The 14973-nt window shown below is 64.9% G+C and carries 15 protein-coding genes; 8 read left to right on the top strand and 7 right to left on the bottom strand.

The features are described from left to right. Window positions 1-3: 3 nt before the first annotated feature. Window positions 4-459: a VOC family protein gene (locus DBZ32_RS21795; protein ID WP_235830305.1), complete on the top strand. Its 456-nt coding sequence runs from the start codon at window positions 4-6 to the stop codon at window positions 457-459. A 40-nt stretch (window positions 460-499) separates the two neighbouring features. Here the strand turns inward: DBZ32_RS21795 and DBZ32_RS21790 are convergent, their stop codons facing one another. Next, on the bottom strand, window positions 500-1132 hold the full coding sequence (locus DBZ32_RS21790) for an SCO family protein (protein ID WP_235830304.1): 633 nt from the start codon (window positions 1130-1132) through the stop codon (window positions 500-502). Between the two features lie 228 nt (window positions 1133-1360). Between DBZ32_RS21790 and DBZ32_RS21785 the strand changes: the two genes are divergently transcribed. Beyond that, window positions 1361-2287 carry a cobalamin biosynthesis protein gene (locus DBZ32_RS21785; protein WP_119169381.1) on the top strand — a complete coding sequence of 309 codons (927 nt, stop codon included), beginning with the start codon at window positions 1361-1363 and terminating at the stop codon, window positions 2285-2287. A 294-nt stretch (window positions 2288-2581) separates the two neighbouring features. After that, window positions 2582-4627: a methyl-accepting chemotaxis protein gene (locus DBZ32_RS21780; protein ID WP_162906918.1), complete on the top strand. Its 2046-nt coding sequence runs from the start codon at window positions 2582-2584 to the stop codon at window positions 4625-4627. A 216-nt stretch (window positions 4628-4843) separates the two neighbouring features. Here the strand turns inward: DBZ32_RS21780 and DBZ32_RS21775 are convergent, their stop codons facing one another. Next, window positions 4844-5656 (bottom strand): lipid-binding SYLF domain-containing protein, encoded by an 813-nt coding sequence (locus tag DBZ32_RS21775; RefSeq protein ID WP_119169379.1) that lies wholly within the window; start codon window positions 5654-5656, stop codon window positions 4844-4846. Window positions 5657-5757: 101 nt separating this feature from the next. After that, entirely contained in the window at window positions 5758-6393 is a 636-nt protein-coding gene (locus DBZ32_RS21770; protein WP_162906917.1) for a histidine phosphatase family protein, read from the bottom strand. Between the two features lie 213 nt (window positions 6394-6606). Here DBZ32_RS21770 and cobT point away from each other — a divergent pair, with 213 nt between their 5' ends. Next, a complete protein-coding gene (gene cobT / locus DBZ32_RS21765; RefSeq protein ID WP_119169377.1) occupies window positions 6607-7641 on the top strand; it encodes a nicotinate-nucleotide--dimethylbenzimidazole phosphoribosyltransferase in 1035 nt (344 codons plus the stop codon). A 24-nt stretch (window positions 7642-7665) separates the two neighbouring features. Here cobT and DBZ32_RS21760 read toward each other — a convergent pair whose 3' ends face one another. Together DBZ32_RS21760 and DBZ32_RS21755 are read right to left on the bottom strand one after the other, a co-directional pair. Next, window positions 7666-8487, bottom strand: coding sequence for an ABC transporter permease (locus tag DBZ32_RS21760; RefSeq protein WP_235830303.1), 822 nt, complete (start codon window positions 8485-8487; stop codon window positions 7666-7668). Then, on the bottom strand, window positions 8484-9239 hold the full coding sequence (locus DBZ32_RS21755) for an ABC transporter ATP-binding protein (RefSeq protein ID WP_235830302.1): 756 nt from the start codon (window positions 9237-9239) through the stop codon (window positions 8484-8486). Before DBZ32_RS21755 ends, DBZ32_RS21760 begins: the two co-directional genes overlap by 4 nt. A gap of 106 nt (window positions 9240-9345) precedes the next feature. Here DBZ32_RS21755 and DBZ32_RS21750 point away from each other — a divergent pair, with 106 nt between their 5' ends. The 4 genes from DBZ32_RS21750 (at window position 9346) to DBZ32_RS21735 (ending at window position 12307) form a co-directional block, all read left to right on the top strand. Beyond that, window positions 9346-10746, top strand: a complete 1401-nt coding sequence (locus DBZ32_RS21750) for an ActS/PrrB/RegB family redox-sensitive histidine kinase (protein WP_162906916.1) — start codon at window positions 9346-9348, stop codon at window positions 10744-10746. A 26-nt stretch (window positions 10747-10772) separates the two neighbouring features. Next, the gene (locus tag DBZ32_RS21745; protein WP_119169375.1) at window positions 10773-11372 is read left to right on the top strand and encodes an ActR/PrrA/RegA family redox response regulator transcription factor; all 600 of its coding nucleotides are present in this window, start codon (window positions 10773-10775) and stop codon (window positions 11370-11372) included. Next, window positions 11369-11644, top strand: a complete 276-nt coding sequence (locus DBZ32_RS21740) for a PqqD family protein (RefSeq protein ID WP_119169374.1) — start codon at window positions 11369-11371, stop codon at window positions 11642-11644. Before DBZ32_RS21745 ends, DBZ32_RS21740 begins: the two co-directional genes overlap by 4 nt. A gap of 126 nt (window positions 11645-11770) precedes the next feature. Then, complete coding sequence (locus DBZ32_RS21735) at window positions 11771-12307, top strand: hypothetical protein (protein WP_119169373.1); 537 nt, start codon at window positions 11771-11773, stop codon at window positions 12305-12307. 50 nt (window positions 12308-12357) lie between these two features. Here the strand turns inward: DBZ32_RS21735 and DBZ32_RS21730 are convergent, their stop codons facing one another. Together DBZ32_RS21730 and DBZ32_RS21725 are read right to left on the bottom strand one after the other, a co-directional pair. Next, a complete protein-coding gene (locus DBZ32_RS21730) occupies window positions 12358-13287 on the bottom strand; it encodes a 2-hydroxyacid dehydrogenase (protein WP_119169372.1) in 930 nt (309 codons plus the stop codon). 11 nt (window positions 13288-13298) lie between these two features. Then, window positions 13299-14942, bottom strand: a complete 1644-nt coding sequence (locus DBZ32_RS21725) for an ABC transporter ATP-binding protein (RefSeq protein WP_119169371.1) — start codon at window positions 14940-14942, stop codon at window positions 13299-13301. Window positions 14943-14973 lie beyond the last annotated feature (31 nt).

Genomic DNA, 14973 nt, shown 5'->3' with positions numbered 1-14973 from the left:
ACCATGCCCGACGCCGCTGTCACCGCAGCCACCGCGGCCAAGGAGATGCCGCCGTTCCACCTGGCCTTTCCCGTGGCCGACCTGGAGGCGACGCGGCGCTTCTACGTGGAGCTCTTGGGCTGCGATGTCGGGCGCGAGGCGGAACGCTGGATCGACTTCGACTTCTTCGGTCACCAGATCTCCGCCCATTTGAAGCCGGAAGAGGTGACGCGGGCCCAGACCAACGAGGTGGACGGCGATCAGGTGCCCGTGCGCCACTTCGGCGCCATTCTGGAGTGGAGCGCGTGGCAGGCGCTGGCCGCCCGTTTGGAGGCTGCCGGCACCGTCTTCATCGTCACGCCACATGTTCGCTTCAAGGGCGAAACCGGCGAGCAAGCCACGATGTTTTTCCTCGACCCGAGCGGTAATGCGCTGGAATTCAAGGCGTTCCAGGATCCTGATCAGATCTTCGCGCGCTAGAGCCGGATCGCTTTAGGCGCGGGGCGCGCTGCCGGGTCCCTCAGCCCTTCACCAGTTTTTCGAGCTCGGAGAACATCTCCTCCGGCGGCGTCTGGTGGGTGAAAGAGGTCACGAAGTCGCCCGCGGGATTCATGAAGTAGATAAAGCTCGAGTGATCCATCAGGTAGGTGGAAGCGGAGGCGTCGTCGACACGCTTGTAGTAGGCGCGGTATTCGCGCGCCGCTTGGGCGACCTGTTCGGTCGTGCCTGTGAGACCGAGCATGCGGGGGTGGAAGTGACTGACGTAGCTCTTCATTGCGGCGACGTCATCGCGTTCCGGGTCGACGGTGATGAAGATCGGCACGACCTTCTCGGCCTTGTCCGGATCGGCTTCCTCCAACATGTCCAGCGCCTGCGTCATCTCCCAGAGGGCTGCGGGGCAGACGTCCGGACAGTAAGTGAATCCGAAATAGATCAGCATGTAACGGTCGGAGAAGTCCGCTTCGGTCACGGTCTGACCGTCCTGGTCGACCAGTTGGAAGGGCCCGCCGATCGGCACTTGGCCGCCCGTGTCGACCGCTTGCAGGCGATCGCCGGGCTGAGAGCTGTACCACCAGCCGGCCATACCCATCGCCGCAAGCAAAAGCACTACCGAAAGCGCCATGCCGGCGCGGCCGATCCAAGTTTGCGGCATACAAGCCTCTCCGTCCGTTTGAATCCCTAAAGAGCAGCACACAGATAGGATGCCTTTGCAACCAATGCGAGGCAGCGCGACCTGCCGTCGCAATACCGCAGGCCGCCGAGTTCCGGATGGTGATGTCGCGGAACGCCCCAGGTCGCCAATGAGCTAGATCAGGCAGTCTTCGGTGAGATCGACAATTCGGCGTCACTGCGACGGTTGACCGCAGTTGCAGCGCCGTCGATGCTCGCACTCATGCCGAGCTTGCCGGGGGCCTTCGGCTCCGTCGATCCGCTGATCTTGCTGTTGCTCGCCATGGGGCTGGAGGGCTACCTGGGCGGTGCTTGGCTTACGGGTGTGTTGGCTGATCCAAGGGGACGGTTGGTGCGCGGTGCGCGCGAGCTTCAACGTCGTCTGGATCGCGCCGAACGGGGGGCGACAGCGCGTAGTGTTCGCGGTTGGATCGTTACGCTCGTTTTGCTGCTGCCGCCCCTGGCCGCCGGTATCGCTTTCGAGTTCGTCACGCGCAATCTGCCATATGCCGTTTTGCTCGAGCTTCCGCTGGTTGCCGCGCTGGTGCGGCAGCGCGGGCCTTGGCAGGCGACCGCTGCCGTGCGCGATGGTCTGGCCGTGGGCAGCCCGCAGCTTGCCGAGCAGGCTTTGCAGCGTCTCGATCCCGGCCTTGCGGCGCCTGTCGCTTTGCCGGTTCGCGCCGCCGACGCCCTGGGTGCGCGCTTTGCGGACGGAGCAGTGGGCTCGGCGCTTGCCTATCTGGCGCTTGGCTTGCCTGGGCTTCTGGTTGTCTCGGTGGTGCGGCTTCTGGCACGGCTCTATGGCCCGGACGGTCCCTTCGGACGGGCCGCAGTTCTGCTCGACCGTTTGCTGTTCTGGCCGGCGCAGCGGCTCGCGGCCCTGTTCCTCGCTCTGGCGTCCCTGTTCCAGCCGCAAGGCGACGGCGGTCGGGCTATCGCTCGAGCGCTTGGGGGCGGGGCGCCGGGCGCGGTGTTGCGGATCGGTCTTGGTCCGACTGCTCTGACGGCATCCTCTCCTGGCACGGCCGGAGGCGGATTGGATCGCGCGCTTTGGCTCTACGGTCTCGCTTGTTTGCTGCAGATCGGAACGGTCGCCGGGCTTCTGGTGCTGCGCCTCAATCTGGTTGGTGGCGGCTGACCCTTTGCCTGCCTGCCGATTGGTAAATGCCGGCGATTGAAGCTCAGTTAGGCGATTGCCTAAAGTTCTGTTCTCGCCTCGATAGAAATCGACTCATATACAAACAAACAAATACAAACAAACAAAGATCGGATTTATCTGAGAGATATTAATTCGAATTCAATGATTTTGAGTGAAATTTGCGAAGCTTCACTCATTCAAATTTCAAACAAAGCTCGGGACGTCTCAATGGCTCGCTTCGCATTGTGGATCAACAACATACCGATTGCAGGAAAGCTGGCAGCGATAGTTGCTGTGCCCTTGGTTGTGCTGTTGGCCATCTCGACGATGGAAGTGGTCCTGGAGTGGAGGGTTTCCAACGATCTGAACCGGCTCCAGTCTCTGGTCGGCACCAACGATTCCCTTGGGGCATTGGTGCACGAGCTTCAGAAGGAACGTGGACGTACCAGTGCTTTCCTGGCGTCCGGTCGTGCGGCTCAGCGAGCTGAAGCCCTCACACAACAGCGCCAAGACACCGATGCGGCTTTGCAGGCTTTTGAAGAGGCGATGGCCGGCCTTTCCCTGGATGATCAAGAAAGTCGCGTTGTCAATCAGATCGACGTGTCACGACAGCAGCTGGCTGTCGTTATGCGTGTTCGCGGCGAGATCGACAGCGATGGGATTGCAGGTCCCGACGCCCTTGCGGCCTACACGCGTTCTGTCGACGCACTCATTCGCATCGTCAATGCCATGATCCTCTCGGCAAGCGACAAGCATGTGGAGGAACAACTGCTCCTCCAGCATACGCTGATGCAGCTGAAGGAGTCGGCCGGGCTGGAGCGTGCGATGGGGGCTGCCGCCTATGGAGCCGGCGAGGCGACGTCCGCAGTCCATACGCGAATGCTGCGGCTGATCGGTCGGCAGGAACAAGCGATTCTCGAACTGAGTGAACTGGCACTGCCGGAGCAGGTCCGGGCGCTCGACGAAGTACTGGAGTCGGATCGCCGTCGGGAATTTCGACGTTTGCGCGCTCAGGTCGTCAACGCACCCTTCGGCGGCGTCCTGGATACGGCAGACGGACCGGCGTGGTTCGCAGCCTCGACTGCGCGGATCGACGATTTACGAGGCCTGGAACGCGATCTGATCGCTCAGGTTGCGGCCTTGACTGCTGAGAAGCAGCAAGCAGCGGCCAGTAGTCTGATCTTCTGGATCGTCGAAGAAATCGCGGTCCTGCTGTTCTGCATCGGGCTAGCGATCTACGTTCTGCGCTCCACTGTGCGGCCGCTGACCCGAATGACCTCCGCGATGCGCAGGCTCAGTCAAGGTGATCTCGATATTTCGACCGGCGATACCACCCGTCGTGACGAGATCGGCGCCTTGGCCAAAGCTCTGGAGCACTTTCGATCCGAAGCCGTGGAGGCCGAGAAGACCCGGGCGGATCGTCGTCTCGAGCGAGAGCGCGGCGAGCAGGCGCGCCAGGAGGCACTGCAGGCCATGGCCGATGCGATCGAACGCGAAACCGGCGTTCTGGTTACGACAGCGTCTCAGACGAGCAATCGCATGGAAGCTTCGGCGCGGGAGATGGTGCAGGCCCTCGACGCCGTGCAAAGCGAGTCCAAGACCGTTGCCTCTGCGGCGGAACAAGCCCTTGCAACGGCGCAGGCCGTCGCCAGCGCGAGCGAGCAGCTTACGGCTTCGATTGGCGAAATCGCCCAGCAGGTCGGGCAGGCGACCACGGCGACCACGACGACGGTGGAGGTCGGCGGTCAAGCGCGCAGTCGCCTGGAGGACCTGTCCCAGGCAGTGGAGCAGATCGGCACCGTCGCGGAACTCATCGCCGGCATTGCGGAGCAGACGAACCTGCTTGCCTTGAATGCGACCATCGAAGCGGCACGGGCCGGGGAAGCCGGCAAGGGCTTCGCGGTGGTGGCGGGCGAAGTGAAGGCGCTGGCCAATCAGACGGCCAGTTCCACCGAGCAGATCAATCGCCATATCTCCGAAGTTCAGTCCATGACCGCACAGGCCGTCGAGGCCGTGGGGCAGGTCACAGGGAGCATCGGACAGATCGATGAAGTCACGACCGCGATTGCGGGGGCGATTGAGGAACAGCGCGCGGCGACTGGTGAGATTGCCCGCAACGTCCAGGAGACCTCCGCAGCTGCTCAGAACGTGACCGACTGCATTGCGACGGTCGCAAGCCAGGCAAATGCGTCCGGCGAAAAGGCCCTGGGCGTCGGGACTCTCGCCGGCGAACTCAACACCAGCGTGGCGCAGCTGCAGGAACGGCTTGCCGAGGTCGTGCAGTCTTCCCTGCGCGAGGCGTCCTATGATCAAGCGGCCGGGCAGAGAGACGTCGCGTGATACTTCTGTCAGCGATCCGAGGCGGTCGCGCCGTCGTCACCTCTAGAGCCTGTTTGAATCCAGGCCGGATTCCACCCGATCGCCGGACCCATAAACTAGGTCCGGCCAATCACGGCCCGGTCTAGCGCCGCCTGCTATTCTGCTCCCCGATAAAACCAGAGTGCGATTTAGGTCCCGAATGTAAGCGAGATTGCTTCCATCCACGACGATCGCGCTCTAGGAGCTTCCCCCTTGAGGCTGCGGCAGGGCCTGGCGCAGCCGATCCGCCTGCATATTGTAGAACCGTCGCTCCAGAACGACGGTTTCCGGCGTTGCCTGGGGCGCATTGTAGTAGGCCCGGTTCCACTCGTGGTTCGGAATCAAACCCGCGCCTTCCAGCGCACCGCCGCCGAACAGCCCGACGGTTTTTGAAAAAGCGATAACATCGCTATTCAGGTTTGTCGTCGTGGCTGCCTCGGCGCCCTTGCCGACCGGTCCGACCGCCACCGAAAGCTCCGCACCCAATTGCACCTTGTTGGTCATCATGGCCGAGAGCGCGCCGTCGTTCATGACGGTCATCACCAACTCGCTGACCTGCCCGCCGATCTGCAGGCCGATCGAGCCTGCGGCCAGGGTGTAGAAGGCCGGCGGACTCCAGCTGCCATCGGCACCGCGCACCAAGAGGACCCCGCGTCCCCCCTCGGCGCCAAGAATGAAGCCGGCCTTCAAAATCTGGGGGAAGATCACGATCGCTTTGGCGCGTTGCGAGAAGGACGCCAGCTCGCTGAAGTTGGGGTCGCGCAGCAGGGACTCTGCCGTCAAGGCCGCCTCGTCCACCAGCTGCGCTGCATCCTGGGCTGCGCCGCTTCGGGGTGTGCTGCCTTGAGTCGGGCTGTTTTGAGGCGTGTTGTTCTGAGTTTCGTTGTTCTGAGTTTCGTTGTTCTGGGCTGCGACCCGAGTGGGGGCCAGAGGCACCAGCGCACCAAGCGTTGCGGCGGCACTGGCCATCCCAAGGAAACGACGACGCGAGGGGCGGCGCACAGCGGACATAGGGATCTCCTCTCGGGGAATTCCGACTCGGGCGACTCGAACAGTCTCGGCAGTCTAGCCTATCCGCCGGAGTCCGGCGGAATTGTGACAACCTGACGGCGTCACCGCGGCGGCAGATTGACGGTTGCGACCCGCCAACTGCCTTCGTCGCCCGGCAAATGGCTGCCGGCGGAGCCGGCGAACCAGTCGATTCGGGTCAGCGAACAGTTCTCGATCGAGAAGGCGAGGGCACGCTCCGGCTCGATATCCAATGCGATGGAGAGCGCGGCGCGGATCGTCCCGCCGTGAGCGACACAGATCACGTCGCGGCCCTGCTGCGCTTCGCTGTGGCTGAGCAGAGCCCGACCGACGCGGGCGGTCAGCTCCGTGAAGCTCTCGCCCTCCGGCGGGCGTTCGGTCGCCGGTGCCAGCCAAAAGCGGTGCCATTCGGGATGGCGTTCAGCCCGCAGTTCGGCATGGCCTCGGCCTTGCCAGGTGCCGAAGTGCTGTTCGGCAAAGTCGCGCTCGATCAGGTAGTCGGGCAAGCCCTGCGGCAGGCGCTGACGCAGCGCGTCGGCGGTTTGCCGCGTGCGCTGGAGATTGGTCACCATCCAGACCGCGTCGCCTGGCAGGCGTGTGGCCAGTTGGTCGAAGAGGGAGGGATCATGGCACTCGGCCGGCAGATCGTCCTGGCCGTAGATGACGCCGCCGCTATCGACCGGCGCGTGGCGGATGAACCACCAGCGGGTTTCGCTCATAAGAGACTCGCAAAGGTTTTGAAGGCGGCAATCTCGAGTGGCTTTGGTATACCCGCAAGACCGCCAAAGTGACTGCCGCCGATATAGCCGCCGATCGGGCGGTCGGCAACCGGTCGCTTGCGCGCCCATGGTTTCCCCTGGCCGCTGCTGCTAAAAGCTGCCCTCGAAAATCGCCCCGCTGCTCCCTGTGCCGTCTAAGGAAATGCTTCGCCGATGTCCGATCAGCCGAATCCCTCCGCTGTCAGCCTGACCGAGATTCGGGATATTTTAAAGCGCCTGCCCGGCCCCGACCTGACGGCCGGCAGTGCGGCCGAAGCGCGACAGCGCGATCTCCTGAAACCTCCCGGGTCCTTGGGCCGCCTGGAGGAACTGGCCGTCTGGTTGGCAACCTGGCAAGGCCGCGCCAGTCCGCGAATCGAACGTCCTCACGTGGCGGTTTTCGCCGGTTCGCACGGGGTGGCCGGCCGTGCCGTCTCGGCCTATCCGCCCGAGGTGACGCAACAGATGGTCGGTGCTTTCGTCAATGGTCTCGCCGCCGTCAACCAGCTTGCGAGCGAGGCGGACGCGGACTTGCGCGTCTACGAGATGGCGCTGGAGCTGCCGACTGCCGACATCACCCAAGGTCCTGCGATGGGAGAGGAGGATGCGGCCCATGCCATGGCCTACGGCATGATGGCGATCGAAGAAGGTCTGGACGTGGTCGCGCTCGGCGAGATGGGTATCGGCAATACCACGGCCGCCGCCGCCTTGGCCTGTGGCCTGTTCGGTGGAACGCCGGCCGACTGGGTCGGACCTGGGACCGGTGTCGACGCCGCCGGTATTCAGCGCAAGACGCAAGCGGTGGCGGCGGCGCTGGATGCGAACGCCAGAGCGCTTCCGGATCCTTTGACAGCTCTGGCTGCCTTGGGCGGCCGCGAACTGGCGGCCATAGCCGGGGCCGTTCTGGCCTGCCGGGCCGCCCGCATTCCCGTGGTGCTCGACGGCTATGCCTGCAGCGTCGCGGCAGCCGTGCTCTACAAGGCCGATCCGCGCGCGCTCGATCATTGCCTCGTCGCGCACCGCTCCGCCGAACCGGGGCATGCGCGACTTCTGGAGGCGATTGGAAAGCGTCCGTTGCTCGACTTCGACCTGCGCTTGGGTGAAGGATCCGGTGCGGCACTGACTCTGCCGTTGCTCAAGGCGGCGTGTGCCGTCCATAACGGTATGGCGACTTTCGCCGAGGCGGGCGTCAGCGGCAAGGCGGAGTAGATCTGCGCCGAAGGTCTTTTACCTCTACTCTCCGACCTGGAGAATCAGGCCGCGTGCGCGGGCGACGCGATAGGACCAGAGAAAAAGACCGCAGCCGAGGATCAGATAGACGACGTTGAGCGCCAGGGCATGCAGCAACAGGTCGCCGCGGAAGAGTCCCTCCATCAGCAGCGCGCGCATGCCTTCGAAGGTCGGGGCCGTCGGCAGTGCCCAGGCGATCCACTGCAAAAGCGGAGGCAGAACGTCGACGGGATAGTAGATCGCCGAGACCGGCGCGATCAGGAAGATCGCCAGCCAGGCGGCCGACTCGGCGCCTTGACCGACCCGCAGGATCAAGGCGCAGACCGCCATGCCGATTGCCCAGCCCATGATCAGCAGGCAACTGAAGAAGGCAAGCAGCGGCAGACCCATTTCGAAGATCGAAATCTCGTAGAAGAGGATCGCGAGGCCCGCCGCCGGCAGAACTCCGATCAGGGTTCGCAGCAGTGAAAGAATCATCAGGGCCGTCAGGAATTCCGCCGGTGTGAGCGGGCTGACGGCGAGGTTTGCCAGATTGCGCGACCAGATCTCCTCCAGGAAGGAGAGCGAGAAGCCGAGCTGGCCCCGGAACAACACGTCCCATAGCAGTACGGCGGAAATCAGTACGCCGCTGGCCTGGGCGATCAGCGAGGAGTGTTGCAGCAGGAAGAGCGTAATGAAGCCCCAGAGCACCATCTGGATGGTCGGCCAGTACATCAGCTCGAACACGCGGGGCCAGGAGCTTCGCAGAAGATAAAGATGGCGGAGGACGACGGCGCCGATCCTCTGGCCGCCACCGCCAGGTCCTTGCAGGGCGAGATCGCTCACGCTGCCTCTCCCGCGTTCGGCCGAACGCCTCTGCGCGCGATGTCCAGAAAGACCTCCTCCAGTGTGGCCCTGCCGTATCGTTGAATCAGGTGTTCGGGTGTGCCTTCGTCGGCGATCTTGCCGGCCCGCATCATCAGTACCCGGTGGGCGAGCCGCTCGACTTCCGCCATGTTGTGGCTCGCCAAGAGGATCGTCGCGCCCGTTACCGCCTGGTAGCGCTCGAGGTAGCCGCGCAGCCAGTCCGCCGTGTCGGGGTCCAGGGAGGCGGTCGGCTCGTCGAGCAACAGCACCTGCGGCCTGTTGATCAGGGCTTTGGCGAGCGAGACGCGGGTCTTCTGACCTGCCGAAAGCTGGCCGGTCCGCTTACTCCAAAGCGCCTCCAGATCGAGGTCGCGCGCCAGTTCCGCCAGCCGGGCTTTTACGTCGGTCACGCCGTAGAGCCGGGCGAAGAAGACGAGGTTCTGCTGTACGGTCAGGCGCCGAGGCAGGTCGACGTAGGGGCTGGAAAAGTTGATCCGCTGCAGTACCCCCGATGGCCGCCGCGTCATGTCGGCCCCCAGAATCTCGATCCGCCCGCTGCTCGGCAGCAGCAGACCCAACAGCATGGAGATCGTCGTGGTCTTGCCGGCGCCGTTCGCCCCGAGCAAGGCGACGGTTTCTCCGCGCCCGACCTGAAAGCTCACGTCGTCGACCGCCGCGACCCCGTCGAAGCGTTTGATCAGATTTTCGACATTGATAACAGGTGAGCTCACGGGTCGCACTATGGCGCAGGCTGGGTCTGTCGGCCAGCCCGTCGGGCAGCCTTTCGGGTCGTGCCGCTTGCCTTTGCCGCCGGCAGGGTCGAAGTCTCTAGGCGACATGGCCAGACCCGACCCTCACCAAGAGCCCGAGCCTCAGACCGCCTGGAATGGAACAGCTGCGGGTCCTCCGCGTGCCGTGCCGATACCGGGCGGGCGCATCCGCCTGCGCACGCTCGTTTTCATCCGCTGGATCGCCGTGCTGGGGCAGGTGATCGCCCTGCTGGTCGTCGAGGCCGGGCTGGACTTCACCCTGCCGGTGTTGCCGGCCGCTTTGGCAATCGCCGCGTCCGGCCTGCTCAATCTTTTCGCCTCCATCGGCCATCGTGGGACGGTCTGGCTCGACGACCGGCGGGCTGGACTCTATCTGGCCTTCGATCTGGCACAGCTCGCCGTGTTGCTCGGCATCACGGGCGGCCTCAATAACCCCTTCGTGGTTCTGCTTCTGGCGCCGGTGGTCGTTTCCGCCGCGACCCTGGCCGGCTGGGTCACGGCCTTGCTGGCGGGTGTGGCCGTCTCCTGCGTCACGGCCCTCGGGCTCTGGGCGCTGCCCTTGCCGTGGCGCGAAACCGGTTTCCTGCTGCCGGACATCTACCGGGCCGGTATCTGGATCGCCCTGGTGCTCGCGGTCTGTTTTCTGGCGCTCTACGTCTCTTCCCTGGCCAAGGAGTCCCGCCAGATGGTCGACGCGCTCTCCGCGACGCAGATGGCCTTGGCGCGTGAGCAGAGGTTGAGCGCGCTGGGCGCACTGGCGGCGGCGGCGGCCCATAAGCTGGGCAGTCCTTTGGCGACCATCGCCGTGGTTTCACGGGAGATCGAACGCGAGTTGTCGCCGGACCTGCCGGCTGACAGCCCTTTGCGCAGCGATGTGCGCATGCTGCGCGAGGAAGCGGCGCGCTGCCGCGACATTTTGACCGAACTCGCACGACGCCCGGACGAAGAGGCGTCGGAGCCTGGCGATCCGCTCAACCGGATTCCGGTGACGACCTTGGTCGAGGTGGCGGCGGCGCCTTTCCTGCGTGACGGCGTCGATTTTCAGATTCGCATAGCGCCGAGCCTGGATCTCACCGATGAGCCGCTGGTGCCGCGCCTCCCGGAGACGGTTCACGGGCTCGGCACTCTGATCCAGAATGCCTTGCAGTTCGCGCGTAGCCGAGTGGAAGCAGAGGTTTTCTGGGACGCGACGCGGCTGGTCTTACGACTGAGCGACGACGGTCCCGGCTTCGACGAGGCGGTGCTGGGCGCGCTCGGCGACCCCTATGTCTCGACCGGCCGGCGCGGGCGCAGCAGCGACATCGGCGGCGACGGGAGCGAGAAGCATATGGGGCTGGGGGTCTTCATCGCCCGGACCTTGCTGGAGCGGACCGGCGCTGAACTAACTTTTGGAAACCGAACGATAGCACGCGGCGGACGTGGGGCAGAGGTTGTCGCGGTCTGGTCGCGCGCCCATTTCGAGAGCTAGATCTAACCGCAAGGTCTTGATGTGGCATGACGATCGATATCGCACCGGAAAAGCCGGGACCGACTCAGGAACAACTCGACCGCAAGTTGGCCAATCTCGCCGACCGCAGTCTCTTGATCGTCGACGACGACGACCGGCTGTGCAAGCGGTTGGCGCAGGCGATGGAGCGGCGCGGCTTCGCGGTCGAGGCCGCGACCAGCGTCCGAGAGGGCAAGGATAAGGTCACCATCCGCCCACCGGCTTTCGCGGTGGTCGACTTGCGGCTGGAGGATGGCAGCGGCCTGGATGTGGTCGCCGCCTTGCACGATGCCCGTGCCGACTCCCGCGTGATCGTGCTGACCGGCTACGGCAACATCGCCACCGCGGTTGCGGCCGTGAAAGCCGGGGCCACCGATTACCTGCCCAAGCCGGCGGACGCCGATCAGGTCCTGGCGGCTTTGCTGGCCGACGAGGGCGATCTGCCGCCGCCGCCCGACCATCCCATGTCGGCCGACCGTGTACGCTGGGAGCATATCCAGCGGGTCTACGAGCAGTGCGAGCGGAACGTTTCCGAGACGGCACGTCGCCTGCGCATGCATCGCCGCACCTTGCAGCGCATCCTCGCCAAGTATGCGCCCCGACCATGAGGGCCGCGGGCCGCTATTTCCGTAATCCTGCGGTCACCTTGGCCGAACTGGAGGGCCAGTTCTTTCTGGTCGAGCCCAAGGTCGGTCAGCCTTATCACCTCGATACCATCACCAGTGGGATCTGGCGCCTGCTGGAGACGCCCGTCGCGGGGCCGGAGATCTTCGAGGCCCTGGCCGAGGCTTTTCCAGAAGAGCCACCGGAACAGATCGTCGACGACAGCGCTCGCGCACTGGACGACCTGCTGGCCGCCGGGTTCGTCCGAGAGGGCTGATCGTGGCGCTGCCGGCCTTTGGGCAAATCCTTCCGCGCTCTAAATGAGAATGAAAATCACTTGCAATAATGACCAGGAAGCGGTTAGCGTCAGAGCAAGTGATGATAGCCAATCGAAGAGGTGCCAATGCCGCGCGACGGGTTGTTTCGGAGGCCGGATGCGCCGAGCGATTCGGTTTGCGACTTGGCTGCCGGCGAGCGACTGCTGCTCTGGTCTTACCGTTCCTGGCTGGAGGGGCTCGTTGCGAAGCAGCCGAAGCGACATGAACAGGTCTGGTCGGGCCTGTCGCGCGAACTCGGAACCGAGCCTGCCCGGCGCCTGCTCGGGGCTCTGTCGCGTCTGATCTACCGCTGTGTCCGCGAGGCGCAGGGTGAAATCGCCTACAATCCCAACTGCTGCCGGCGGGTCGGTCCGGACGAATATCGTCTGCTCGCGCTGATCGCTGCGGCAGGTCGGCAGGAAGCGGCGGTTGCGCGCGACCAGGCGAGGCGTCTGCTGCGCGGCGGTCCCGGCGAAGACCTGCTGTCACCGGCAGCCGAGATCGCGACGGTCCTGAGCGAGGCGGGCTACGATTTGCCGCGCCGCCCGGCGGATGAGCGGAGCGAAGCCATCTTGCGTGCCGTCGAGGCGCTTCCTTTGCTGGATCGCAGTCGGCCGAATTGAACGCCGTTCGGTTGCTGCTCAGCGACTCTCTAACGCCGCTAGTTCCGTTCCTAGTATCCCCGCGCCAGGTCCACGAGCCCCGGCGGCGTGCCGCCGGCCTCCAGCGTGCGAATCGCCTCGGCCATGGCCTCCGCCGCCGTCTCCGGAATGGTCATGGAGGCGATGTGCGGCGTCACCACAACGCGCGGGTGGCTCCAGAAAGGCGAGTCGGGCGGCAAAGGTTCGTCGCGGAAGACATCCAGGGTCGCCGAATCGATCTGGCCGGTCTCCAGCGCCGCCAGCAGGTCCTGCTCGACCAGATGCTCGCCGCGGCCGACGTTGATCACGCAGGCCCCTTTCGGCAGTTGTGCGAAAAGTTGCGCATTGAGGATGCTGTCGGTCTCTTCCGTCAGCGGTAGCAGGCAGACCAGGATATCGCTGCGGGCCAGAAAGGCCGGCAGCTCCTCCTGGCCCGCAAAGCAGGCGGCACCTGGCAGGGCGCGGCGGCTGCGTGACCAGCCGGCCACATCGAACCGCAGCCGCACCAGGCGATCCACCGCATCGGCGCCCAACTCCCCAAGCCCCATGACGCCCACCCGCCGCTGCCAGGCGGCGACGGGAGCCAGTTCCCGCCAGACCTTGCGATCCTGCTGGTCGAGGTAATCGAGCAGGCGGCGATGGTGGAACAGGCTCTGCATCACCACGAACTCGGTCATGCCGGAGGTCAGGCCCGGTTCGACCATGCGCACCAGCGGCAGGTGGCGCGGCAGTTTCGGGTCGCGCGTCAGATGGTCGATGCCGGCACCGATCGAGAGAATCGCCTTGAGATGGGGTAGGGAGGCGAGGAACCCCTCCGGCGGCTGCCAGACCAGCGCATAGTCGATCTCGGCCGGATCGCCCACCTCCGGCCATTTGCGCACCTCCATGCCGGGGAGTGCGGTCCGGAGAGCGGGGATCCAGCTGTCCGGGCGGTCGACATCGGATTTGAACAGAAGCGCCATAAGCTCCGCTTCTACATGCTGACAACGCCGCTTTCCACCGCCTCCAGCTCGAAGGCGGCCTTCATCAAAGCTTGGGTGTAGGCCTCGCGGGGGGCGTCGAAGATCTGCGCGGCGGTGCCCTGTTCCACTATCTTGCCGTCTCTGACCACCAGAACCTCGTCGGCCAGGGCGCGGACCACCTTGAGATCGTGGCTGATGAAGAGGTAGGCGAGCTTGTGTTTGGCCTGGAGGTCGCGCAGGAGATCGACGATCTGAGCCTGTACCGACATGTCGAGCGCGCTGGTTGGCTCGTCCAGCACCACGAAGCGCGGTTTCAGCACCATGGCGCGGGCGATGGCGATGCGCTGGCGCTGGCCGCCGGAGAATTCGTGCGGATAGCGGTGGCGGGCGGAGGGGTCGAGTCCGACTTCGTCGAGCGCTTCGACGATACGCCCCTCACGAACTTCCGGGGCTTCCCCGGGTTCGTGGATGCGCAGCCCTTCGCCGACGATTTCGCCGATCGACAGGCGCGGCGAGAGCGAGCCGTAAGGGTCCTGGAAGACGACCTGCATTTCCCGACGTAAGGGCCGCATCGCCTTGGAGCGGAGGTCCTCGATCGCGCGGCCCTCGAAGGCGATCCGCCCCTTGCTCGAGATCAGCCGCAGCAATGCCAGGCCCAGGGTCGTCTTGCCCGAGCCGGACTCTCCGACCACGCCGAGGGTATGGCCTTCACGCACCGTCACGTCGATGCCGTCGACGGCCCGCACGTGGTCCACGGCGCGGCGCAGCACGCCTTTCTTGATCGGGAAGTGAACCTTCACGTCGCTGCCTTGCATCACCACGGGAGCGTCCGCCGCGGCGCGCAAGGGATTGCCCTTCGGCTCGGCTGCCAGCAGCTTGCGGGTATAGGCGTGCTGCGGAGCCTGGAAGATTTCCGCAACCGGTCCCTGCTCGACGATCCGCCCGCCGGTCATCACGCAGACCTCGTCCGCCACCTTGCGCACGATCCCCAGGTCGTGGGTGATCAGCAGCACGGCCATGCCGAGTTTTTGCTGCAGGTCCTTCAACAGCTTGAGGATCTGTGCCTGGATGGTCACGTCCAGCGCGGTCGTCGGCTCGTCGGCGATCAGGATATCGGGGTCGTTGGCCAAGGCCATGGCGATCATGACGCGCTGGCGCTGGCCGCCCGACAGTTCGTGCGGATAGGCCGTCAGCCGCCGCTCGGGCTCGCGGATGCCTACCAGATGCAGAAGCTCCAGCGTGCGGCCGCGCGCCTGTTCTCTGGTCATGCCCTTGTGCAGGATCAGGACTTCGCTCACCTGCTTCAGCACGGAGTGCAGCGGGTTCAGGGATGTCATCGGCTCCTGGAAGACCATGGAGATCTCGTTGCCGCGAATCTGCCGCAAGCGACGGTCGCCGGCCCCCATCAATTCCTCGCCACGGTACTTGACCGAGCTGCCGTCGGCATGGCTGGCCAGCGGATAGGGCAGGAGCTGCAGCAGCGACAAGGCGGTGACGGACTTGCCCGAGCCGGACTCGCCGACCAGCGCCAGGGTTTCGCCCTTGTCGAGGGTGAAGGAGACGCGGTCAACGGCCGTCACCATCTTGCCCGGCAGGCTGAAAGTGGCGCTCAGGTTCGTAACCTGCAGCAGCTGAGCTTGCGTGTCCTCCGGCATGGTTTCTACCTGCAACCCCGTTCGATCCGGA

It is taken from the genome of Algihabitans albus, from assembly GCF_003572205.1.
Classification (GTDB): domain Bacteria; phylum Pseudomonadota; class Alphaproteobacteria; order Kiloniellales; family DSM-21159; genus Algihabitans; species Algihabitans albus.
This window is presented reverse-complemented; position numbering and strand designations above follow the sequence as displayed.

Excerpts from the sequence above, each read along its gene's own strand:
- DBZ32_RS21735 (WP_119169373.1), top strand. The coding sequence starts at position 11,771 with ATGCCGCGCGACGGGTTGTTTCGGAGGCCGGATGCGCCGAGCGATTCG.
- DBZ32_RS21785 (WP_119169381.1), top strand. The coding sequence starts at position 1,361 with ATGCTCGCACTCATGCCGAGCTTGCCGGGGGCCTTCGGCTCCGTCGAT.
- DBZ32_RS21725 (WP_119169371.1), bottom strand. The coding sequence starts at position 14,942 with ATGCCGGAGGACACGCAAGCTCAGCTGCTGCAGGTTACGAACCTGAGC.
- DBZ32_RS21795 (WP_235830305.1), top strand. The coding sequence starts at position 4 with ATGCCCGACGCCGCTGTCACCGCAGCCACCGCGGCCAAGGAGATGCCG.
- DBZ32_RS21775 (WP_119169379.1), bottom strand. The coding sequence starts at position 5,656 with ATGTCCGCTGTGCGCCGCCCCTCGCGTCGTCGTTTCCTTGGGATGGCC.
- DBZ32_RS21790 (WP_235830304.1), bottom strand. The coding sequence starts at position 1,132 with ATGCCGCAAACTTGGATCGGCCGCGCCGGCATGGCGCTTTCGGTAGTG.
- DBZ32_RS21750 (WP_162906916.1), top strand. The coding sequence starts at position 9,346 with ATGGCCAGACCCGACCCTCACCAAGAGCCCGAGCCTCAGACCGCCTGG.
- cobT (WP_119169377.1), top strand. The coding sequence starts at position 6,607 with ATGTCCGATCAGCCGAATCCCTCCGCTGTCAGCCTGACCGAGATTCGG.
- DBZ32_RS21730 (WP_119169372.1), bottom strand. The coding sequence starts at position 13,287 with ATGGCGCTTCTGTTCAAATCCGATGTCGACCGCCCGGACAGCTGGATC.
- DBZ32_RS21745 (WP_119169375.1), top strand. The coding sequence starts at position 10,773 with ATGACGATCGATATCGCACCGGAAAAGCCGGGACCGACTCAGGAACAA.
- DBZ32_RS21770 (WP_162906917.1), bottom strand. The coding sequence starts at position 6,393 with ATGAGCGAAACCCGCTGGTGGTTCATCCGCCACGCGCCGGTCGATAGC.
- DBZ32_RS21740 (WP_119169374.1), top strand. The coding sequence starts at position 11,369 with ATGAGGGCCGCGGGCCGCTATTTCCGTAATCCTGCGGTCACCTTGGCC.